The 21,535-nt window shown below is 41.5% G+C and carries 18 protein-coding genes and 2 pseudogenes; 8 read left to right on the plus strand and 12 right to left on the minus strand.

What is annotated here, in order from left to right; all coding sequences use genetic code 11:
- Positions 1 to 142: pseudogene (locus AOG27_RS21130) on the plus strand (transposase); the annotation flags it as partial.
- A gap of 23 nt (positions 143 to 165) precedes the next feature.
- Positions 166 to 372 (plus strand): annotated as a pseudogene (locus AOG27_RS21135) (transposase); the annotation flags it as partial.
- Between the two features lie 94 nt (positions 373 to 466).
- On the opposite strand, the gene AOG27_RS01980 reads toward AOG27_RS21135, so the two are convergent.
- Positions 467 to 1,474 carry a rhodanese-related sulfurtransferase gene (locus AOG27_RS01980; RefSeq protein ID WP_054551341.1) on the minus strand — a complete coding sequence of 336 codons (1,008 nt, stop codon included), beginning with the start codon at positions 1,472 to 1,474 and terminating at the stop codon, positions 467 to 469.
- A gap of 199 nt (positions 1,475 to 1,673) precedes the next feature.
- Between AOG27_RS01980 and AOG27_RS01985 the strand changes: the two genes are divergently transcribed.
- Together AOG27_RS01985 and AOG27_RS01990 are read left to right on the plus strand one after the other, a co-directional pair.
- Complete coding sequence (locus tag AOG27_RS01985; protein ID WP_054551932.1) at positions 1,674 to 2,999, plus strand: DEAD/DEAH box helicase; 1,326 nt, start codon at positions 1,674 to 1,676, stop codon at positions 2,997 to 2,999.
- Positions 3,000 to 3,001: 2 nt separating this feature from the next.
- Positions 3,002 to 3,832 carry a S1 RNA-binding domain-containing protein gene (locus AOG27_RS01990; protein ID WP_054551342.1) on the plus strand — a complete coding sequence of 277 codons (831 nt, stop codon included), beginning with the start codon at positions 3,002 to 3,004 and terminating at the stop codon, positions 3,830 to 3,832.
- 380 nt (positions 3,833 to 4,212) lie between these two features.
- On the opposite strand, the gene AOG27_RS01995 is transcribed toward AOG27_RS01990, so the two are convergent.
- Together AOG27_RS01995 and AOG27_RS02005 are read right to left on the minus strand one after the other, a co-directional pair.
- Positions 4,213 to 5,253 (minus strand): zinc-dependent alcohol dehydrogenase family protein, encoded by a 1,041-nt coding sequence (locus AOG27_RS01995; RefSeq protein WP_054551343.1) that lies wholly within the window; start codon positions 5,251 to 5,253, stop codon positions 4,213 to 4,215.
- A 432-nt stretch (positions 5,254 to 5,685) separates the two neighbouring features.
- Complete coding sequence (locus AOG27_RS02005; RefSeq protein WP_054551345.1) at positions 5,686 to 6,192, minus strand: substrate-binding periplasmic protein; 507 nt, start codon at positions 6,190 to 6,192, stop codon at positions 5,686 to 5,688.
- A gap of 192 nt (positions 6,193 to 6,384) precedes the next feature.
- On the opposite strand from AOG27_RS02005, the gene AOG27_RS02010 reads away from it, so the two are divergent.
- Entirely contained in the window at positions 6,385 to 6,849 is a 465-nt protein-coding gene (locus AOG27_RS02010) for an Lrp/AsnC family transcriptional regulator (RefSeq protein ID WP_054551346.1), read from the plus strand.
- A gap of 153 nt (positions 6,850 to 7,002) precedes the next feature.
- Here AOG27_RS02010 and pyrF read toward each other — a convergent pair whose 3' ends face one another.
- The 9 genes from pyrF to gyrA form a co-directional block, all read right to left on the minus strand.
- Positions 7,003 to 7,707 carry an orotidine-5'-phosphate decarboxylase gene (gene pyrF, locus AOG27_RS02015; RefSeq protein ID WP_054551347.1) on the minus strand — a complete coding sequence of 235 codons (705 nt, stop codon included), beginning with the start codon at positions 7,705 to 7,707 and terminating at the stop codon, positions 7,003 to 7,005.
- A gap of 32 nt (positions 7,708 to 7,739) precedes the next feature.
- Complete coding sequence (lapB, locus tag AOG27_RS02020; protein WP_054551348.1) at positions 7,740 to 8,876, minus strand: lipopolysaccharide assembly protein LapB; 1,137 nt, start codon at positions 8,874 to 8,876, stop codon at positions 7,740 to 7,742.
- Positions 8,877 to 8,878: 2 nt separating this feature from the next.
- Positions 8,879 to 9,160, minus strand: coding sequence for a lipopolysaccharide assembly protein LapA domain-containing protein (locus AOG27_RS02025; RefSeq protein ID WP_054551349.1), 282 nt, complete (start codon positions 9,158 to 9,160; stop codon positions 8,879 to 8,881).
- Positions 9,161 to 9,180: 20 nt separating this feature from the next.
- On the minus strand, positions 9,181 to 9,468 hold the full coding sequence (gene ihfB, locus AOG27_RS02030; protein ID WP_036968575.1) for an integration host factor subunit beta: 288 nt from the start codon (positions 9,466 to 9,468) through the stop codon (positions 9,181 to 9,183).
- A 65-nt stretch (positions 9,469 to 9,533) separates the two neighbouring features.
- Positions 9,534 to 11,201, minus strand: a complete 1,668-nt coding sequence (rpsA, locus tag AOG27_RS02035) for a 30S ribosomal protein S1 (protein WP_054551350.1) — start codon at positions 11,199 to 11,201, stop codon at positions 9,534 to 9,536.
- A 98-nt stretch (positions 11,202 to 11,299) separates the two neighbouring features.
- Positions 11,300 to 12,007 (minus strand): (d)CMP kinase, encoded by a 708-nt coding sequence (gene cmk, locus AOG27_RS02040; RefSeq protein ID WP_054551351.1) that lies wholly within the window; start codon positions 12,005 to 12,007, stop codon positions 11,300 to 11,302.
- Positions 12,008 to 12,111: 104 nt separating this feature from the next.
- Positions 12,112 to 13,392 carry a 3-phosphoshikimate 1-carboxyvinyltransferase gene (gene aroA / locus AOG27_RS02045; protein WP_054551352.1) on the minus strand — a complete coding sequence of 427 codons (1,281 nt, stop codon included), beginning with the start codon at positions 13,390 to 13,392 and terminating at the stop codon, positions 12,112 to 12,114.
- A gap of 2 nt (positions 13,393 to 13,394) precedes the next feature.
- Positions 13,395 to 14,483: a 3-phosphoserine/phosphohydroxythreonine transaminase gene (gene serC / locus AOG27_RS02050; RefSeq protein WP_054551353.1), complete on the minus strand. Its 1,089-nt coding sequence runs from the start codon at positions 14,481 to 14,483 to the stop codon at positions 13,395 to 13,397.
- Positions 14,484 to 14,552: 69 nt separating this feature from the next.
- A complete protein-coding gene (gene gyrA / locus AOG27_RS02055; RefSeq protein WP_054551354.1) occupies positions 14,553 to 17,249 on the minus strand; it encodes a DNA topoisomerase (ATP-hydrolyzing) subunit A in 2,697 nt (898 codons plus the stop codon).
- A 176-nt stretch (positions 17,250 to 17,425) separates the two neighbouring features.
- Between gyrA and ubiG the strand changes: the two genes are divergently transcribed.
- The 3 genes from ubiG (at position 17,426) to nrdA (ending at position 21,488) form a co-directional block, all read left to right on the plus strand.
- A complete protein-coding gene (gene ubiG, locus AOG27_RS02060; RefSeq protein WP_054551355.1) occupies positions 17,426 to 18,136 on the plus strand; it encodes a bifunctional 2-polyprenyl-6-hydroxyphenol methylase/3-demethylubiquinol 3-O-methyltransferase UbiG in 711 nt (236 codons plus the stop codon).
- Positions 18,136 to 18,810 (plus strand): HAD family hydrolase, encoded by a 675-nt coding sequence (locus tag AOG27_RS02065; protein WP_054551356.1) that lies wholly within the window; start codon positions 18,136 to 18,138, stop codon positions 18,808 to 18,810. The genes ubiG and AOG27_RS02065 overlap by 1 nt, the downstream gene beginning before the upstream one ends.
- Positions 18,811 to 19,202: 392 nt before the next feature.
- Positions 19,203 to 21,488 carry a class 1a ribonucleoside-diphosphate reductase subunit alpha gene (gene nrdA / locus AOG27_RS02070; protein WP_054551357.1) on the plus strand — a complete coding sequence of 762 codons (2,286 nt, stop codon included), beginning with the start codon at positions 19,203 to 19,205 and terminating at the stop codon, positions 21,486 to 21,488.
- Positions 21,489 to 21,535 lie beyond the last annotated feature (47 nt).

Here is a 21,535-nt window from a genome sequence, read left to right on the forward strand (position 1 = left end):
TGCAGAATTTAAAAACCTAACCCTGATAAAGCTCCCACCTTATTCACCAGAGCTAAATCCAATAGAGCAAGTATGGAGTTGGATACGACAACATTGTTTATCAAATAGAGTGTTTTCAGGCTATGACGAAATTGTCGATGAAGTTTTGCAGAATTTAAAAACCTAACCCTGATAAAGCTCCCACCTTATTCACCAGAGCTAAATCCAATAGAGCAAGTATGGAGTTGGATACGACAACATTGTTTATCAAATAGAGTGTTTTCAGGCTATGACGAAATTGTCGATGAAGTTTCAAAGGCGTGGAATCACTTTATTTCAATCCCGGATCGAGTGAAGAAAATGTGCAATCGGGAATGGATTAAATTGATTTAATCTTTATGCGGAATGGTATTATTTGTTCCTTTTGAATAGACATAAAAAAACCCCAGACTATGCTGGGGTTTCTATCAACTCATTAAGCTAGCAATTACTGTTGGCGCTGTGCTTCTTTTTGCGCTTTTTTAGCTTCTTTACGCTTACGAAGAACTTCTTGCGCTTCATTACCGATGTGACCTTCGCCACGCGCCTGTGCTAATTCGATTTGCTTTTGACGCTCAGCAAAACGTGCACGTTGCTCTTCTGTTAGGCTGTCGTGACAGTGATGACACGAAACACCTTCCATGTATTCGGGCTTTTGCTTTTCTTCTTCAGTGATAGGCATACGACAAGCATGACATTGGTCGTAAGAACCTTTTTGTAAATCGTGATTTACCGCAACACGGTTATCAAATACAAAACACTCACCTTCCCACATGGTTTCTTCTTTTGGTACTTCTTCTAAGTACTTAAGAATACCGCCTTCAAGGTGGAATACTTCGTCAAAGCCTTGCTCTTTCATGTACGCAGTTGATTTTTCACAGCGAATACCACCGGTACAGAACATAGCAACTTTCTTGTGCTTTTCTGGGTCTAGGTTTTCTTTCGCCCATGCTGGGAATTCGCGGAATGTCTTCGTGTTTGGATCAACCGCATTTTGGAAAGTACCGATCTCGATTTCGTAATCGTTACGCGTATCGATAAGAATCACTTCAGGGTCTGAAATTAATGCATTCCAATCAGCTGGTTTTACGTATGTACCCACTACTTCACGTGGGTCGATACCTTCAACACCCATAGTTACGATTTCTTTTTTCAGTTTTACCTTAGTACGGTAGAACGGGCATTCGTCATCGTATGACTCTTTAGTCACAATGTTGTCTAGGTTTGGTTGTGCGTCTAACCATGCAAGTAGGTTATCGATACCTTCACGTTTAGCAGAAACAGTACCGTTGATACCCTCAGCCGCAAGTAACAAAGTACCGCGTACTTCATTGTCTTCCATTACTTTTAGTAGTGGTTGGCGAATCGCTTCAAAATCAGGAAGGGCTACAAATTTGTAAAGTGCGCAAACAACAAAGTGCTCGCTAGTTACATTGTCTTTATGAACAGCAGTCATGGTTTTACCTTTTGCTTTAAATGCCCATGTGGGGCGTTAACCGAATCGCAAATCCGGCGCATTGAGGGCGCGTATTTTACGCGAATTAGCGATAATTGCAAAAACTGATGCGAAATAGCTGTGTTTTTACTGTCTCCAAGTGAGGCAAGTGCGTTATAATGAACAGGATTTACAAATTTTGCTCATCGGAGATTACGCATTGCATTTTACTGAACTTGGGATTGATACACGCCTCGAAAAACAACTTGCGCATCAAGGCATCACCCAGCCCACTGACATTCAAGCGCACGCGGTACCTACAGCTATCGCAGGCCATGATATTTTTGCACAGTCAAAAACAGGATCGGGCAAAACGCTGGCGTTTTTATTACCTGCTGTACAGCGCGTAATGAAACAAAAAGCACTCAGTAAACGCGACCCGCGCGTTTTGATCGTTGCGCCTACCCGCGAATTAGCAACCCAAGTGTACAGCCAATTAAGGCTATTAATTGCCGGTACAAACATTAGTGCAGTAAAAGTACTGGGTGGTGAAAACTTTAACGATCAAATTAAAGCGCTTCGTAAAGACCCTCATTTTGTGGTGGGCACACCAGGGCGTTTAGCTGACCATTTGAGTCAACGCTCATTACAGCTTTCAGGGTTAGAACTGTTAATTTTTGATGAAGCTGACCGTATTTTAGATTTAGGCTTTACCGATCAAGTTAAAATGATTAACGAGCTTGCTGATCACCGTTTACGCCAAACGTTATTGTTTTCAGCAACTCTTGACCATGCACAAGTTGATGCCCTATCACGTAACCTTTTACGATCACCAAAACAAATATTATTAAGTGCCTCTAACGAACAACACAGTGATATTACTCAGCAGCTTTATTTAGCTGATCATCTAGATCACAAAGAAGCCCTACTAGAGCACTTTGTAAAACAAGACAATGTTGGCCAATGCATTATTTTCACTGCAACACGTGCAGATACTCAACGTTTAAGCCAGCTATTAAATGATAAAGGCTTTAAAGCGCAAGCACTTGCGGGTGACTTAACACAGGCTAAGCGTCTTGAAATTATGGATGCCTTTAGCCGTGAAAACTTTAAAATCTTAATCACCACCGATGTTGCATCACGTGGTCTTGATTTATTAAGCGTGACTCACGTTATTAACTTTGACCTACCAAAACATGCTGAAGAGTATGTGCACCGTATTGGTAGAACTGGTCGCGCAGGCTTTAAAGGAACTGCTATTTCGTTAGTAGGCCCGAAAGATTGGCCAAGCTACAAAGCAATTAAAGCATTTTTAAATGATGAATTAAGCTTTTTCACCGTTGACGGCCTTGTTGGTAAATTTAAAGGTCTGCGTGAGAAAAAACCAAACACAGTTTGGAAAAAAGCAGAGAAAAAAGTGGCTGCAAAACCTGCTAAACCAAAACGCAAAGCAGCCCCTAAAAAGCCTAAAGCCCCTATTCAAGCACCAATTGATGTAGATGGTTTTGCTCCAATGCGCCGTAAGAAAAAGCCAGAACAGGAATAACAATGAGTATTTTAGGAACCACACAAACCCTTTTCGTTAATGAAATGTCTAACGAAGGTGCTTATTTAGATGGCCGTGACTTAGGCGAAGTATTCTTACCAAGCAAAGAAATTGATTACGAACTAGAAGCTGGCGACAGCGTTCAAGTATTCATTTACTTAGATCACGCAGGTCACCCAACAGGCACCACAAAAAAACCTTTAGCTGAAGTGGGCGAATATGCCCTACTCCGTGTTAAAGCAATTAATAGCACTGGTGCGTTTATGGATTGGGGTCTCGAAAAAGACGTACTTGCGCCATACAACGAACAAAAGCCAAAAATGAAAGACGGCTTTTCGTATCTTGTACGCTTATACCTAGATAACGCCAGCCAACGTATTTGTGCATCAAGCAACTTTAATAAGTTTTTATCGAAAGATGAACCAACTTACTCTGTAATGGAAGAAGTTGACCTAATCGTTGCCGGTAAAACAGACCTAGGCTACAAAGTACTTGTAAACGAAGCCCACATTGGTGTGGTTTACTACAACACGGTATTTAAAAAGCTATTTGTTGGCCAGCGCTTAAAAGGCTTTATTCAAAAAGTACGTGAAGACGGTAAAATCGACGTACTCCTTGAAAAGCCAGGTATGGGTAAAGTAAACGACTTAGGCGAAAAAATCTTAGCTAAATTAAAAGCCGAAGGCGGCGTACTTCACTTAGGTGATAAGTCAGACCCTGAAGCAATTAAAAAGACTTTCTCAACCAGTAAAGCAAACTACAAAAAAGCCATTGGCGGTTTGTTTAAGCAAGGTTTAATCGAGATTGAAGCAACGTCGATTAGATTGAAATAAGTTGCGAGTTGCGAGTTGCGAGTTGCGAGTTGCGAGTTGCGAGTTGCGAGTTAGCAAGATAGTGAGTTATCTGAAAGAGTAAAGTGTAAGCTTTACTCTTTTTTATTCTTAGTGGTTTTGTTAGCTTTAAGGTGTGGGCGCCTTTAATTTTCTAACGCTATTATGAGTACTATTCATTTAAAAGTGAAAGTCGGTATTTTTCCATAAGCAGCCTTCCGGATTAACTCATTTCTGCCCCAAAATAAGTTAACGTAAATACTCTAATGGTGGCTTAGAGCGAAAAGCTGACAGTCACATTGCTCGATTCTCAACTAATTATACAGTTAGCCATCAATATCGCTTTCGCTAAATCGAAAACAATATTGATGGCTATGCAGCGCTTAAAAGTCAGTAACAATAGTTACACCAGGAACTGTTGATGTATCCATTGTGGTTAAGGAATCTATCGATTGCTCAAGATTAATGCGCTGACCAATTAGTTTTTCAGGTGCTAACTTTCCTGAAAGCATCATAGCCAGCATGTCTTGGTAGCGGAAAGCTTGCATACCATGACTGCCAATGATTTCTAGCTCTTGTGCTATGACTTTGCCCATCGGGATATTAGGAGCAGCTTGATCCCCCAGAAGTAACCCTACTTGGACGTGTTTACCTAAACTGCGTAGGCATTTGATTGAATTGACACAAGTTACACTGTGCCCAAGTGCATCTAGTGAAACATGTGCACCGCCTTGGGTAAGTGACATAATCGCTTCAGCGACATCGGCAACCTTGCTGGCGTTGATTACGGCAACGGCTCCTAAAGAGCGAGCAAGCTCGAGTTTATCTTCAGCAATATCAACAGCAATTACATGTGCACCAACAGCACTGGCTATCATGATAGCAGACAGTCCAATGCCCCCACAKCCATGAACAGCAACCCACTGCCCAGCTTTCACTTTACCTTGATCGACCACYGCTCTAAATGACGTTACAAAGCGACAGCCAAGGCTTGCTGCTGTAGCGAAATCCATATCACTAGGTAAATGAACTAGATTCGTGTCGGCATTATTAATCGCTACATATTCGGCAAAAGAGCCCCAATGTGTAAATCCTGGTTGCGTTTGGGTTGAACAAACTTGTTGGTTGCCAGAATGACAATCAGAGCAACTACCACAGCCATTTACAAACGGCACCGTAACGCGTTCACCCACCTTATAATGACGAACATTTTTGCCTACGGCTTCTATCACGCCAGCAAATTCATGCCCTGGTACATGGGGCAACTCGATATCTGCGTCGTGTCCTTTCCAGCCATGCCAATCACTGCGGCATACTCCAGTAGCTCGCACACTGACAATTACGCCATCATCCGACAAGTCTGGCTCCTTAACATTCATAACCTTTGGTATTTGACCAAACTTTTCATAAACAACAGCTTTCATAACCTAACCACCATTCAAATAAGTATTATCAACTCATCAATATGTTACTAATTACGACTGGAATTACCTTGCTAAATCAGCTTGAAATTCATCACTTAAAGAAATTATCTGTCTTTTAAAGGGAGAGGAGCGAAGGATTATGACAGTCATAGCATTGCAAATGTTGGAAACCTGTTTTTACTGCTATTGGTGAGTTTTGATATCCCTTTATTTGAGAAATAATTACGACTGGTTTAAGTCAGTTCTTTTCTATAAGAGACTTTTCAAAAGCTTCTGTTATCCGTTTAATAATTTCAGAGTTAGTGCCCTTCGAAATTGCAAAGCACAGTTTGATACCTGCTTCTGGCTCTAGCTTAAATACTGGAATCAACAAATTACTGGGGAGGCCCAAGCTTCTTAATCTGTTTTCAATGCTATTGATTGTTTCAACCATTAGGTCGACCTTTTGTTAAGCAATTGATTGAAACTAATGCCGTCATTGGGTGTTACGTAAAGGTTTACCGCTTCTCTAAGCCCTATGCTCTTCAGATAATTGTATTCAAACTCATCACGAGACACTGCAATAGTATATTTTTTTAAATCAGTTAAGCTTTTGATGTCAATGAGCTTATCTGCGAAGGCGAAAAAATAAAAGTTCTCAACCGGAGATAATGGGCAAAACCAGTGAAAAAGAGACTCCCTTTTTTCATTTCGAATGATTGAATAAATGAGCGTATTTTTTTCTTTAGCTGCTGTATCATAGGCTCTAGCCCAAGGCTGTAGTGTGATTTCGTAATGAATGTCGGCTTCCCTAAGAATACTTTTAACTCTCTTTGTAGCAATACCTACAATTTCTTCATTTTTATCTAGATAGTTATATGGCGGCCAATCCTCAGTAACAACATTGAGTTTGGGGATGTCGTTATTAATTGCACTGGCATGGCAGTTCAAAACTGTCATGAGCGCAAATAGAGCAAGCAGCAGCTTGATTCCATCTCCAGAAATTACGAGTTAGTCATTAATATTGTAGTTCTTCTTCTCCCAAAATCTAATAATAGTCTTTCGCATTGCTTCTTGTTATGTTTGACTTGAAAGTTGCCAATTAAAGAAATATTCTTTTCTTTGATCGTTAAAAATTGAAAGAATATAACAATGAACACGCTAACTAAGATAGATACTGATATTTTAAATTATATGCAGAGAGATGGACGCCTGACGAATGCAAAGTTAGCCAGCAAGTTAGCGATGAGTGAGTCCCCCTGTTGGCGTAGATTAAGGCGTTTAGAGGAGGAAGGTTATATCGAAAGTTACCAAGCCAATTTAGACAGACGTAAACTCGGCTTTGGTGTACTAGCTTTTGTACAATTAACTTTCATAGAACACGATAGTAAGACAACCGCTATTTTTGAAGGTGTTATCAAAAATTGCGATCAGGTACTTTCTTGCCACAATACAACAGGTGACGCTGATTTTTTATTACAGGTTGTCGCAAAAAACTTAGATGATTATAGCCAATTCATCGATAACACTTTGCGTAAATTACCTGGCGTTACAGCTATTCGCTCAAATTTATCACTACGAGAACTCAAAGCATCTTCTAGACTTCCTATTGGCTAAGAGTTGTTTTGGTTTATTGCCGTATGTTCCTAGCTTAATAGATAACCTAGAGTATTTTTTCAAATTGCCAAAAAAACAAAAAGAGCATTGTATATAGCGCGATATAAATCACGCTTACAATGCTCTTTAGAGACTATTTCAAAATAACGAGGGTTATTTTAGTGAGTCGTTAATTTCTCTTAATGTTGCAACTGGGTCTGCCGATTGGGTGATTGGGCGGCCTACAACTAAATAGTCGCTGCCATCTTCAACGGCTTGTTTTGGTGTCATGATGCGCTTTTGATCGCCTGCATCGCTGCCTGCTGGGCGAATACCCGGAGTAACCAGTTTAAAGTCTGTGCCAAGTTCTGCTTTTAGCTTTTTCGCTTCTTGTGCTGAGCACACTACCCCGTCAAGGCCTGACTCTTTGGCAAGTTTTGCTAGATAAATTACTTGCTCTTCTGGCGTTTTATCTACACCTAAACGAGTAAGTTCTGCGGCATCCATACTGGTTAGTACAGTTACTGCAATCAGTAATGGTGCGTCATCACCAAACTGCTCTAAAGCTTGTTTGGCTTTGGTCATCATTTCAACGCCACCAGAGGCATGCACGTTAACCATCCATACACCCATTTTTGCAGCTGCTGTTACAGCTTTAGCCACTGTATTTGGAATATCATGAAATTTTAGGTCTAAGAATACATCAAACCCTAAGTCGATTAGTTCCTTAACAAAGCTAGGGCCAAAATACGTGAACATTTCTTTGCCTACTTTAAGGCGACACGTATCAGGCGATAATTGCTTTACAAACGCAAGAGCTGTTTGCTGATCATCATAATCAAGGGCAATTAATACTTTTTTTGAATCTTCGACAGACATAACTTTCCTAAAAACTAATGGACTAATATGAATTAAAAACCGTCTATGCCACGGCTTGGAACAATTGTTTCCCAGTGCTTACAAGATGGACATACCCAATAAATGGTATGACTGGTAAAGCCACAGTGTTGGCACTGAAAATCAGGTTTGGTTGCGATATAAGACGTAACTAGCTTATCGATTTGATCGAGTACATCTTTAATATCGTTGTTTTGTTTAGCAAGTAGCTGTAATAAAAAGCTAAAGCCACGAATAGTCGGATGACGCTTTAAACTATCCGTTAAAAATTTAATTGCTTGCTCGATGTGGCCTTGCTCAAGTAAAGCTTGGCAGTGTTTTATTTTTATTAATACACCACCTTTATCGAGCAATTCATTGAGCAATTCGTAAAACTGATGCGTCAAATTAAGCTTTTGATAGCTCAGTGCTAATTCTTCAATAAACACTGGCGCAAAAAACGTGAACTGGCTAATCAGCTCACGCCAATAGTAAATTGCTTTTACATAATCTTCTTTAGTGAAAGCACTGTGGCCAAGCTCATACAACGGGCGAATAGCTTTGTAGTTTAAGCTAATGGCTTTACGCATAATCTGCGTATCATTATCTTGTAAGGCGGCTTCACAGTAAAAATTGGCAATGGCTTTTACATGCTGAGGTTTAGTGAACAACTCATTGTGGGCCTCGTACATGTTAATGCCCTTTTCCCATTCACGTGTTTGTGAATAAAGATTAATAATTGGCTCTAACGCTTCTTTATAGCCTGCCTTAACAAGCCAAACTAAATGCTCTTCTGCACCATCTAACAAGCCTGCCATTATGTAGTCTTCAGCGAGCTCTAAGCGGCTGGTTGCAGCTTGTTGCTCATCAAGACTTGGGTGTTTTAATAGCAGCTCATGAATTTTAATAGCGCGGTCAAGTTCGCCACGGCGGCGGAACATAGTGGCAAGCGTTGAATAGTGTTCAACTGAATCAGCGGCAACTTCGAGTAGATTAATAAGGTGTTCTAAGCCTTGGTCTTCTTCTCTGTCTAAGAGAAATTTAAGGCCTTTAGAATATTCAGAGGTAATTTGGCGATTAAGCTGATGAGCTTGGTTTTTAGCGCTGTTTTTACCCATTATCCAACCGTAACCGGCTGCAACGGGTAAAAGTAAAAACAGAAGCTCAATCATGATTAGGTGTCTTTATTAGCAACAAGCTTTTTATTGTTTTTTTCAGGCGCTAATTTTTTCTTTAAGCGATAATTTTGCCACTTTAACTGAGAAAACAGTGTAAAGCTTATAAAACAACCAATTGCGACACCTAAAATAAAGCAGATACTTATTACTACAGCTAAGGGCAAAGTATTACTGGCGATTAAATAATTGATTTGCACCAATTGTGGATTCTGTGAACCAAGTACAAACGCAATAAATAAACACAGCGCAATTAATACAATTTTTAATACCCTAAACAAGTAACTACTCCTGTATAAAACTAGGCAATACTCGCATTTACGCGGTCACGTAATTCTTTACCTGGTTTAAAATGTGGTACGTGCTTACCGTCTAACTCAACTGTTTCGCCAGTCTTTGGATTACGACCTGTGCGAGGAGAACGATAATGCAATGAGAAACTTCCAAAGCCACGGATCTCAATGCGATCTGAGCTAGATAATGAGCCGGCCATTTGTTCAAGAATTTCTTTAACGGCATTTTCAACATCTTTCACAGGGATGTGTGCGTGTTGCTCGGCAAGTTGTTCTATCAATTCTGACTTAGTCATAGCGTTTCCTTAAAGAGTGGTAAAGGAAGGGCAAAACTGCCCTTCCAATTTTAAAAGACTAGATATTAGTCTTTTTGAGCATTTTTGAATGCTGCAGCCATAGCGTTTTCGAACGCTGGCTCTTCTTTCTTAAGCTTCTCTAGTACTTCTTTCTCTTCTGCTTCGAAAAGAGCTTTAACAGATAAGCTTAAAGTGCGGTTCTTACGATCAACACCAACGTATTTCGCTTCGATTTCGTCGCCTGCAGAAACTACAGTAGTAGCATCTTCAACACGCTCTTGAGCGATATCAGCTACACGGATGTAACCTTCAACGCCTTCGATTAGCTCAACAGTTGCGCCTTTCGCATCAACTTCAGTCACTTTACCTTTAACAATAGCACCTTTTTTGTTTGCGTCCAGGTAGTTATTGAATGGGTCAGCTTCGATTTGTTTAACGCCTAGAGAGATACGCTCACGCTCTGGGTCAACTTGTAATACGATAGCAGTGATTTCGTCGCCTTTCTTGAATTCACGTACAGCTTCTTCGCCTGGTGTGTTCCAAGAAATGTCTGAAAGGTGAACAAGACCGTCAATACCGCCTTCAAGACCGATGAAGATACCGAAGTCAGTGATTGATTTGATCTTACCAGTAACTTGGTCGCCTTTGTTTTGTAGACGAGCAAATTCTTGCCATGGGTTAGCAATACATTGCTTAAGACCAAGAGAAATACGACGACGCTCTTCGTCGATTTCAAGAACCATAACTTCAACAGTGTCACCTAGTGAAACAACTTTTGAAGGGTGGATGTTCTTGTTAGTCCAATCCATTTCAGAAACGTGTACTAGACCTTCTACGCCTTCTTCGATTTCAACGAAACAACCGTAGTCTGTAAGGTTAGTTACACGACCAGAAAGCTTAGAACCTTCTGGGTAACGACCAGCGATAGCTGCCCATGGATCTTCGCCAAGCTGTTTAAGGCCTAGAGATACACGAGTCTTTTCTTTGTCGAATTTAAGAACTTTAACTGCGATTTCGTCGCCAACATTAACGATTTCTGAAGGGTGCTTAACACGCTTCCACGCCATGTCTGTGATGTGTAGTAGACCGTCAACACCACCAAGGTCAACGAACGCACCGTAGTCAGTAAGGTTCTTAACGATACCTTTAACTTCTTGACCTTCAACAAGGTTAGCAAGAAGTTCTTCACGCTCTTGTGAGTTCTCTGATTCGATAACTGCACGGCGAGAAACAACAACGTTGTTACGTTTTTGGTCAAGCTTGATTACTTTGAACTCAAGCTCTTTACCTTCAAGGTGAGTTGTGTCACGTACTGGACGAACATCAACAAGTGAACCAGGTAGGAAGGCACGGATTGAATCAACTTCAACAGTGAAACCGCCTTTAACTTTACCGTTGATAACACCAGTAACAGTCTCTTGCTCTTCACATGCTTTTTCTAAGCGGATCCACGCTTCGTGACGCTTCGCTTTCTCACGAGAAAGGATAGTTTCACCGAAACCGTCTTCGATTGCGTCTAAAGCAACATCTACTTCGTCGCCAACAGCAACTTCTAGTTCACCAGCAGCATTTTTGAATTGCTCAGCAGGGATTGCACTTTCAGATTTAAGACCAGCATCAACAAGTACGATGTTGTTCTCGATTGAGATAACAGTACCTTTAACGATAGAGCCTTGCTCTGCTTCAAAACCCTTAAGGCTTTCTTCAAATAACTGCGCAAAATTTTCTGACATTATACGTCTCTAAATAATTAAATAACCAATTAGCAACCATGCTGCATGGGGTTGTTAAAATAGCACTGGCTTCCTGCCGGCACCTTAATAAATTACTTTTAAGCTTTTGGAAGCTTTCCTGCAAGTACTGCTTCGTCGAGTAAAGTTAAAACTTTATCAAACACTTGCATTGCATTGAGCTCGCTAGTATCAAGCTCAATGGCGTCTTCTGCAGGAACAAGCGGCGCAACTTCACGCGTCATATCACGGTGATCGCGAGCTTTTATGTCCTCAAGTAGACCACTTAGTGTAACATCAAGACCGCGTTCGTTCAACTCAGCAAAGCGACGACGAGCGCGCTCTTCAGCTGATGCGGTTAAATAAATCTTCAATGGTGCATCTGGGAACACAACTGTGCCCATGTCACGACCATCGGCAATTAAGCCGCTCTCAGTACGAAACGCACGTTGACGACGTAATAATGCTTCTCTCACCCGTGGTAATGCAGCAATCTTTGATGCCGCAGCACCCACTTCTTCGTTACGAATTGTGGTTGTGACGTCTTCGCCTTCCAAGACAATTTTAGAAGTATGCGTTTGGCTATCGACCAAAAACTGTACATCTAAGTTTGCAGCTAGCGGAACTAGCGCATCTTCATTATCTAGTTCAATTTGATGATGAAGCGCTGCAAGTGACAGCACACGGTAAATCGCTCCACTGTCTAATACATCCCAACCTAATTTCTCGGCTAACAAGCGACAAACAGTTCCTTTACCTGAACCACTTGGGCCATCGATGGTGATTACGGGCATTGATAACGCCTGCATTTATAACCTCCTGCAATGCACACCAAAATAAAACCGCGATATTATACGCCAGTTCTTGAAATAGATCCGCATTTAGAATGTAACTTTTTATATTTTCTTCTGTTTTATTGACTTGAGACAGACTCTAGTACTTTGAAAAACGTTGGAAAAGTTTTGTATGTACACTTAGGATCGTTAATGGTTATTGGCTTTCCGCCAACGGCAACCATTGCAAAACACATGGCAATACGATGATCGTTATAGGTATCAATCGCTACATCGTTAAAAGTGTCTGGTGGTGTAATTTCGATGAAATCTTCACCTTCAACCACTTCTGCGCCAACTTTACGAAGCTCTGTCGCCATGGCATATAAGCGATCTGTTTCTTTGACACGCCAGTTATAGATATTACGAATTGCTGTTTTACCTTTTGCAAAAAGCGCAACAGTGGCGAGTGTCATTGCCGCATCAGGGATTGCATTGGCATCAATATCAACCGCGTTTAGCTCGCCTTTACGAACCACCAGCTTTTCATCGTACCAATCGATTTTGGCGCCTACTTGTTCCATCACTTTAGCAAAACCAATATCACCTTGAACAGATGCCGCACCTACCCCGTTAATTTCAATTTCGCCACCTGCTATTGCAGCCGCCGCAACAAAATAAGAGGCGCTTGATGCATCACCTTCAACCATAATGCGCTCAAGTGCTTGATACTGCTGACATCCATTAACGTAAAATGTTTCGTAATTGTCATGGCTTACAGTAACGCCAAAGCGCTTCATTACATCTAGGGTAATGTCAATGTAAGGCTTTGATACCAGAGTACCTTTAATGGTGATTTCTGTATCGCCATTAAATAATGGTGCTGCCATTAGTAACGCTGTTAAGAACTGGCTAGAAATGCTGCCATCAATTTCAACTTTACCACCGTTGATTTTGCCGCCTTTAATGGCCAGTGGTGGATAATCTTTATGCTTAAGGTATTCAACATCACCACCCAGTGCTTGCAGTGCATCTACCAAATGGCCGATTGGGCGCTCTTCCATACGAGGCTCACCCACCAGCTGGTACTCGCCTTCTACAGCAGCTAAAACCGCTGTCAGTGGACGATAAGCAGTACCGGCATTACCTAAAAATAAAGGCTCACTCGGAGTTTTAAATTTACCTGCAACACCCTCTACGGTAGCCACTGTTTTATCTTCATTAAGCGATACATTCACGCCTAGAAGATTTAATGCACCTAACATGTGACGAATGTCATCACTATCTAGTAGGTTTTCAACAACCGTTGTGCCCTCTGCAAGAGCAGCAAGCAGTAAGATACGGTTTGATAAGCTTTTTGAGCCTGGCAGTGTCACACTACCATTTACCTTTGTAATCGGTTCAAGACGAAGCTGTTCCATAATTAGCTGTTCTCCTTGGCGAATTTTTCCATAAAATTAACCAAGGCTTGAACACCTTCTAGTGGCATCGCATTATAAATGCTTGCGCGCATACCACCGACAATACGGTGACCTTCAAGGGCTAATAAGCCTGCTTCTTTTGACTCACTAATGAATTTATCATTCAGTGATTCGTCGTTTAGCCAAAACGGAACGTTCATACGCGAACGGCAATGCTTAGCAACTTTGTTGCTGTAAAAATCTGAGCTATCAATATAGTTGTAAAGAAGTTCTGCTTTTGCGATGTTTTGTTCTTCCATCGCTTTAACGCCGCCGTTTGCTTCAAGCCATTCAAATACTTCAGCAGCTAAGTACCACGCAAATGTCGGTGGCGTGTTATACATGCTGCCTTGTTTTGCTTCTAAGGCGTAATCAAGAATACCTGGCTTGGCAAGACCTTCACGCTCAAGAAGTGTTTTGCGAATAATAACAATCGATAAACCAGACGGGCCAATATTCTTTTGTGCCCCAGCGTAAATAAGATCAAACTGATTTACGTCAAACTCGCGCGATAAAATAGTCGATGACATATCAGCCACAATCGGTGCTGATGGGTGTGATGGTACGTCAAAAATTTCGATACCATCGACGGTTTCATTCGGACAATAGTGAATGTACGACGCATCAGCAGGTAATTCCCAGCTGCTTGCTGGTTTTATAGAGAACTGGCCATTTTGCTGCTCATCATCACGTACATTGATGCTTTCAACTGCAGTGAATTTTGCTGCTTCTGACGTGGCCCCTTTAGACCACACACCGTTTTCACAGTACACGGCTGGCTTATCATCAAGGTGAAGATTGAGTGGTACAGCACTGAATTGACCACGGCCACCGCCGTGCATAAATAACACTTCAAACTCATCGCTAATATTCATTAAACGACGCAGGCTTGCTTCACATTTAGTGGTAAGCGCTAAAAAGTCGCTGCTGCGATGGCTAATTTCCATCACAGAGACACCTAAACCTTGCCAATCTATAAATTCTTTTTGTGCTTTTTGCATAACTGCCGGCGGTAGCATTGCCGGTCCTGCACAAAAATTATACTTAGTCATTACTTTGCCTCATTCCAGTAATTATAGTGCGGATAAAAAAAGCGGCCGAAGCCGCTTTTTAAATCAATGTTATTCTGAAGGTGGGTTATCACCCGTTTCTTCAGTATTGGTATCGACTACTTCAACGGCCTCGCCTTCGATGGCTTCTAGCTCATCAACTTCGATTTCTTCGATACGTTGTAAACCAACTACTTGCTCTTCGTCAATAGTTCGTATCAAAATAACGCCTTGAGTATTACGACCAACCGTAGAAACCTCGTTTACACGGGTACGTACTAAGGTACCGCGATTCGAGATAATCATGATTTCGTCGTTATCGTCAACTTGTACTGCACCAACCACAGCGCCATTACGTTCGCTTACTTTGATTGATACAACACCTTGTGTTGCACGGCTCTTCGATGGGTAGTCTTCAAGTGCTGTACGCTTACCGTAACCGTTTTCTGTCACAGTTAGGATTGCGCCATCTGACTTAGGTACGATTAACGACACAACGCGTTGGTCGTCAGCCATCTTAATACCACGAACACCTGTTGCTGTACGACCCATTGGACGTACACCTTTGAAGCGGATTTCTGGGTTACCGTTTTCGTCTAGAACTGGGTTACCGTTTTCATCAACAACTGCTGACTCTTCTGCTTCTTTAAAGCGAACAACTTTACCAGCATCAGTGAATAGCATGATTTCATTCGTGCCATCAGTGATATCAACACCAATTAGGCTATCGCCTTCATTTAGGTTAACTGCGATGATACCGCTCGCACGTTGACGGCTGTATGCTGTAAGTGGTGTTTTCTTAACTGTACCAAACGCAGTTGCCATGAAGATGTATTTATCTTCTTCGTACTCACGTACTGGTAAGATAGCAGTAATACGCTCATCAGCTTCAAGAGGTAATAAGTTAACAATTGGCTTACCACGCGCTGCACGGCTTGCTAATGGTAACTGATATACTTTCAACCAGTATAAGCGACCTGCTGTTGAGAAACATAAGATTGTATCGTGGGTATTTGCAACTAATAGACGTTCGATGAAGTCTTCATCTTTCATCTTCGTTGCTGACTTACCTTTACCACCACGACGCTGTGCTTCGTAATCCGATAATGGTTGATACTTAACGTAACCTTCGTGAGAAAGCGTTACAACAACGTCTTCTTCATTGATTAGGTCTTCAAGGCTAATATCGTGAGCTGCTGCACTGATTTCAGTACGACGTTCGTCACCATATTGCTCTTTAATTTCTACTAGCTCGTCGCGGATAACTTCCATTAAACGCTCTGGGCTTGAAAGAATGTGTAAAAGCTCAGCAATTAGATCAAGAAGTGTTTGATACTCGTCTAAGATCTTCTCATGCTCAAGACCTGTTAGTTTGTGTAAACGTAAGTCTAGAATTGCTTGTGCTTGTTGCTCAGATAAATAGTACTGACCGTCACGGATACCTAAATCAGCCGCTAACCAATCAGGACGTGCTACGTTATCTTCACCTGCTTTTTCAAGCATTGCTTTAACAGTGCCTAATTCCCAAGAACGCGCTGTTAGTGCCGCTTTTGCTTCTGCTGGTGTTGGTGACTTACGAATAAGCTCGATAATTGGGTCGATATTCGCAAGTGCAATCGCTAAGCCTTCAAGCGTGTGAGCACGGTCACGGGCTTTACGTAAATCGAATACAGTACGACGTGTAACAACTTCACGACGGTGTACGATAAACGCTTCAAGCATTTCTTTTAAGTTGAAACACTTAGGTTGGTTGTTATCAAGTGCAACCATGTTCATACCAAACACAGTTTGTAACTGAGTTTGTGCATATAGGTTGTTTAAGATTACTTCACCAACATCACCACGTTTGATTTCGATAACGATACGCATACCGTCTTTATCTGATTCATCACGTAGTGCACTAATACCTTCGATCTTCTTATCTTTAACAAGCTCTGCGATCTTTTCGATTAGGCGTGCTTTGTTAACTTGATAAGGAATTTCGTGAACGATGATTGTTTCACGACCGGTTTTTTCGTCAACTTCGATTTCAGCACGAGCGCGGATATATACTTTACCACGACCGGTTAAGTACGCTTGCTCAATGCCTTTTTTACCATTGATAATCGCCGCAGTCGGGAAATCCGGACCTGGGATATATTCAATAAGGTCAGCAATTGACATATTAGGGTTTTGAATAAGCGCTAAACAACCATTGATAACTTCTGTTAAGTTATGAGGTGGAATGTTCGTCGCCATACCAACCGCGATACCCGAAGAACCATTTACTAATAAGTTAGGTACTTTTGTAGGTAATACATCAGGAATTTGCTCAGTACCATCATAGTTCGGTACGTAATCAACCGTTTCTTTTTCTAAATCAGCTAATAATTCATGTGACATTTTCGCCATACGGACTTCCGTATAACGCATTGCTGCCGCAGAGTCACCGTCAACAGAACCAAAGTTACCTTGGCCGTCAACAAGCATGTAGCGTAATGAGAAAGGCTGCGCCATACGAACGATGGTGTCATATACCGCGCTGTCGCCATGTGGGTGGTACTTACCGATTACATCACCAACAACACGTGCTGATTTCTTGTAAGGTTTATTCCAATCATTATTGAGTTCGTTCATTGCAAATAAAACGCGGCGGTGAACTGGCTTTAAGCCGTCACGTACGTCTGGCAATGCACGTCCTACGATTACACTCATCGCGTAATCAAGGTAGGAGTTTTTTAATTCATCTTCAATATTGACTGGCAGAATTTCATTGGCGAGATCAGTCATTTGATTTCACATTCCTTCAGTATTGACTCATTAAGAGGCAAACCGCCGTCTTAAGAGCTTTAGTTATTATTTCCAGACCATGCTAACACAATTTATTTAGATTTACAGGCGCTAAATCTTTGCGATTTATTAATTTCCCCCTATATAATGGCCTCAGATTAACGAGGAAGTTTTTTATGACCGAGCATCAAAATGTAGATAATGCAGAAATTGCAAAGTTTGAAGCCATCGCAGAACGTTGGTGGGACCGCGACGGGGAGTTCAAACCCCTTCATGAAATAAATCCTCTACGTTTGGATTTTGTCGCTGATAAAGTAGGCGGCTTATTTGATAAGGAAACCTTAGATGTTGGCTGTGGTGGCGGCATCTTAAGTGAAAGTATGGCACGTATGGGCGCTAAAGTAACCGGTATCGATATGGGCCAAGAGCCACTTACCGTTGCTAAGTTACATAGTTTAGAAACAGGCGTACCTGTTGATTATATAAAAGTACCTGCAGAGCAATTCGCTGCTGAGCACCCTGCTCGCTTTGATGTAGTGACTTGTATGGAAATGCTTGAGCATGTTCCAGACCCTGCTTCTATTATTCGTGCTGTAGCAGACCTTGCTAAACCGGGCGCTGATGTGTTCTTTTCAACATTAAATAAAACACCAAAAGCCTACTTGTTTGCTATTGTCGGTGCTGAAAAGCTTTTAAAAATGGTGCCTGAAGGTACGCATGACCATAAAAAGTTTATCAAACCTGCGCAGCTTATTGCATGGGCAGAAGAAGCAGGATTAAAAGTACGCGCCAGTACCGGCCTTCACTATAACCCGTTTTCTAAGCAGTACAGCTTAAATGATGATGTAAGTGTTAATTACATCCTGCACTTTGAGAAACTAGCCTAATGAGTGGTGTGCAAACACCCTCTATCGATTTTGATGCGTTTATCTTTGATTTAGATGGCACACTACTCGATACCGCGGATGACTTAGGTGGTGCATTAAACCGCGTGTTAGCAGACGCCAATGTGGCGCCTGTTGCTGAGCATGTTTATCGCCCTGTTGCGTCTAACGGTGCAAATGCATTATTAGAAGTAGGGTTTGGGGATAAATGGCCCGAACTTGAACAACTCGCCTTGCGCCAGCAGCTTCTTGACTATTACGCCGAAGATATTGCTGTGCACAGTAAATGCTTCAACGGCATCGAACAGCTTTTAATTGCACTTGAGCAAAACAATATTAAGTGGGGCATTATGACTAATAAGCCCGGCTTTTTAACTGAGCCCTTAGTGCAAGCTATTCCCTCTTTGCGTGATGCAAAGGCAGTTGTGAGTGGCGATACATTAGCTGTGTCAAAACCATCACCGGATCCACTATTACACACTGCTGAGATCTTAGATGTTGATCCAAGCCGTTGTTTATATATCGGTGATGCTGAACGTGATATTCAAGCAGCAAAAGCAGCCAACATGTATAGCGCAACAGCGTTATGGGGTTATATACCCAGTGTAGACGCTGCACTTAGCTGGCAAGCGGATTTCAATTGGCAAACGCCGATTGATGGTTTCAACCATATATAGTGTTATTTGATAACTGAAACACCATATGTTGTGATTTGATTTACTTTTGAGCATTCATTGATGATAAAAAAATCAGTCAAAATTTATTTTTCAAAACGGTAAATTTTCTGGATCTTTTGTTGATTTCTACAAATTTCGTCGTCTATGAATGTTCAAAGGTTAATGGTTACTAACACAATGCGCTTATCCAATAGTTATCCACAAATTGGGGCAATTCTATCCCTTGCAAAACAACTCAGACCACACTATCTTGTGATCTGCAATTTAAACAACACCAGATATTGTGGCTAAATGTTATTCAATTAGTTTATCTTGGTGTTGAATAATAATAATTACATTAAAGAATACCTTTGTCTTACAACTAAAATTTCCCAAGGAATACAGGCAAAACTATGAACCAACAGCTATCTGTAAGCAAACGTGACGGCCGTAAAGAGTCACTTGATCTAGATAAGATCCATCGCGTGATCGCTTGGGCCGCAGAAGGTCTAGAGAATGTGTCTGTCTCACAAGTTGAATTAAAATCACACATTCAATTTTATGACGGCATTCGTACCGATGACATTCATGAAACAATCATCAAAGCTGCAGCTGATCAGATCTCTAAAGATACGCCTGATTACCAATACCTAGCTGCTCGCTTAGCTGTATTCCATTTACGTAAAAAAGCGTACGGTCAATTTGAGCCGCCACGCTTATACGATCACATCACCAAATTAGTTGAAGACAAGCGTTATGATCAGCACCTACTTGTTGATTATACCGAGCAAGAAATTGACGAGTTAGACGCTTACATCGATCACAACCGTGACTTAAACTTCAGCTACGCTGCTGTAAAGCAACTTGAAGGTAAGTATTTAGTTCAAAACCGTGTTACTGGTGAAATCTACGAAAGTGCACAGTTTTTATATATCTTAGTGGCTGCAAGCTTATTCTCTGATTATCCAAAAGAGACACGCCTTGATTACATCAAGCGTTTTTATGATGCAGTATCTACATTCAAAATTTCATTACCGACACCTATCATGGCAGGTGTACGTACCCCTACACGTCAGTTCAGCTCATGTGTACTTATTGAATGTGGTGATAGCCTAGATTCTATTAATGCAACATCGTCTGCGATTGTTAAATATGTTTCGCAACGTGCAGGTATTGGTATTAATGCCGGTCGCATCCGTGCCCTTGGTAGCCCTATTCGTAACGGCGAAGCGTACCATACAGGTTGTATTCCGTTTTATAAGCACTTCCAAACAGCAGTTAAGAGCTGTTCACAAGGTGGTGTTCGTGGCGGCGCAGCAACGCTGTTCTACCCACTTTGGCACTTAGAAGTTGAAAACCTACTTGTTCTTAAGAACAACCGTGGTGTTGATGATAACCGTGTTCGTCACCTTGACTACGGTGTGCAGTTCAACAAATTAATGTATAGCCGTTTAATCAAAGACGATTACATCACATTATTTAGCCCATCAGATGTACCGGGTCTATACGATGCATTCTTTGAAGATCAAGCGAAGTTTGATGAGCTATACATCAAATACGAGCAAGACGAGTCAATTCGTAAAAAACGTATTAAGGCGATTGAGTTATTCTCAATGTTTGCACAAGAGCGTGCCAGCACAGGTCGTATCTACTTACAAAACGTTGACCACTGTAATACGCACAGCCCATTCATCTCGACTGTGGCACCAATTCGTCAATCTAACTTATGTTTAGAAATTGCATTACCAACTAAGCCACTTAGCAATGTAATGGATGAAGAAGGTGAAATTGCACTTTGTACGCTGTCGGCGTTTAACTTAGGTGCAATTGAGTCACTTGACGAATTAGAAGAGCTTGCTGAACTTGCAGTACGTGCTCTTGATAACTTACTTGATTTCCAAGACTACCCTGTTCCTGCAGCTAAAAACGCAACTATGGGTCGTCGTACGCTAGGTATTGGCGTTATTAACTACGCGTACTACTTAGCGAAAAATGGTAAGCGTTACTCAGATGGCAGCGCAAACGCACTAACTCACAAGACATTTGAAGCAATTCAATATTACCTAATGAAAGCATCAAATGAGTTAGCGAAAGAACGTGGTGCGTGTCCTAAATTTAACGAGACAACGTATTCTCAAGGCATTATGCCAACAGATACTTACAAACGTGACCTAGATCAGTTCTGTGATGAGCCTCTTCACTTAGATTGGGATTCATTACGCGAGAGCATTAAAGAGCACGGTATGCGTAACTCAACGCTATCTGCCCTTATGCCTTCAGAGACATCATCGCAAATCTCTAACGCGACAAATGGTATCGAGCCACCACGTGGTCATATCAGCGTTAAAGCAAGTAAAGATGGTATCTTAAAGCAAGTAGTGCCAGATTATGAGAATCTGAAAGATAACTACGAGCTACTGTGGGATATTCCTTCAAACGATGGTTACCTACAACTGGTTGGTATTATGCAAAAATTCGTTGACCAAACGATCTCTGCAAACACTAACTATGATCCATCTAAGTACGAAGGCGGTAAAGTACCTATGAAGGTGCTATTAAAAGACCTACTGACTGCGTATAAACTTGGTGTTAAAACCCTGTACTATCACAACACACGTGATGGTGCATCAGACTCTCAAGATGAGTTAACACCAGAGGTAGAAGATGACGGTTGTGCAGGCGGCGCTTGTAAAATCTAATTAAATTAATAACATAACAAAAGCGGGCTCATTAGCCCGCTTTGTCC

It is taken from the genome of Pseudoalteromonas lipolytica (genome assembly GCF_001306915.1).
Taxonomy (GTDB): domain Bacteria; phylum Pseudomonadota; class Gammaproteobacteria; order Enterobacterales; family Alteromonadaceae; genus Pseudoalteromonas; species Pseudoalteromonas simplex.

Bases quoted from the DNA above. Each gene is read 5' to 3' on its own strand.
- pyrF (WP_054551347.1), bottom strand. From the start codon at position 7,707: ATGTCTGTCGAAGATTCAAAAAAAGTATTAATTGCCCTTGATTATGAT.
- AOG27_RS01980 (WP_054551341.1), bottom strand. From the start codon at position 1,474: ATGACTGCTGTTCATAAAGACAATGTAACTAGCGAGCACTTTGTTGTT.
- ubiG (WP_054551355.1), top strand. From the start codon at position 17,426: ATGACCGAGCATCAAAATGTAGATAATGCAGAAATTGCAAAGTTTGAA.
- AOG27_RS01990 (WP_054551342.1), top strand. From the start codon at position 3,002: ATGAGTATTTTAGGAACCACACAAACCCTTTTCGTTAATGAAATGTCT.
- ihfB (WP_036968575.1), bottom strand. From the start codon at position 9,468: ATGACTAAGTCAGAATTGATAGAACAACTTGCCGAGCAACACGCACAC.
- gyrA (WP_054551354.1), bottom strand. From the start codon at position 17,249: ATGACTGATCTCGCCAATGAAATTCTGCCAGTCAATATTGAAGATGAA.
- rpsA (WP_054551350.1), bottom strand. From the start codon at position 11,201: ATGTCAGAAAATTTTGCGCAGTTATTTGAAGAAAGCCTTAAGGGTTTT.
- aroA (WP_054551352.1), bottom strand. From the start codon at position 13,392: ATGGAACAGCTTCGTCTTGAACCGATTACAAAGGTAAATGGTAGTGTG.
- lapB (WP_054551348.1), bottom strand. From the start codon at position 8,876: ATGATTGAGCTTCTGTTTTTACTTTTACCCGTTGCAGCCGGTTACGGT.
- nrdA (WP_054551357.1), top strand. From the start codon at position 19,203: ATGAACCAACAGCTATCTGTAAGCAAACGTGACGGCCGTAAAGAGTCA.
- AOG27_RS02065 (WP_054551356.1), top strand. From the start codon at position 18,136: ATGAGTGGTGTGCAAACACCCTCTATCGATTTTGATGCGTTTATCTTT.
- serC (WP_054551353.1), bottom strand. From the start codon at position 14,483: ATGACTAAGTATAATTTTTGTGCAGGACCGGCAATGCTACCGCCGGCA.
- cmk (WP_054551351.1), bottom strand. From the start codon at position 12,007: ATGCAGGCGTTATCAATGCCCGTAATCACCATCGATGGCCCAAGTGGT.
- AOG27_RS02005 (WP_054551345.1), bottom strand. From the start codon at position 6,192: ATGACAGTTTTGAACTGCCATGCCAGTGCAATTAATAACGACATCCCC.
- AOG27_RS02010 (WP_054551346.1), top strand. From the start codon at position 6,385: ATGAACACGCTAACTAAGATAGATACTGATATTTTAAATTATATGCAG.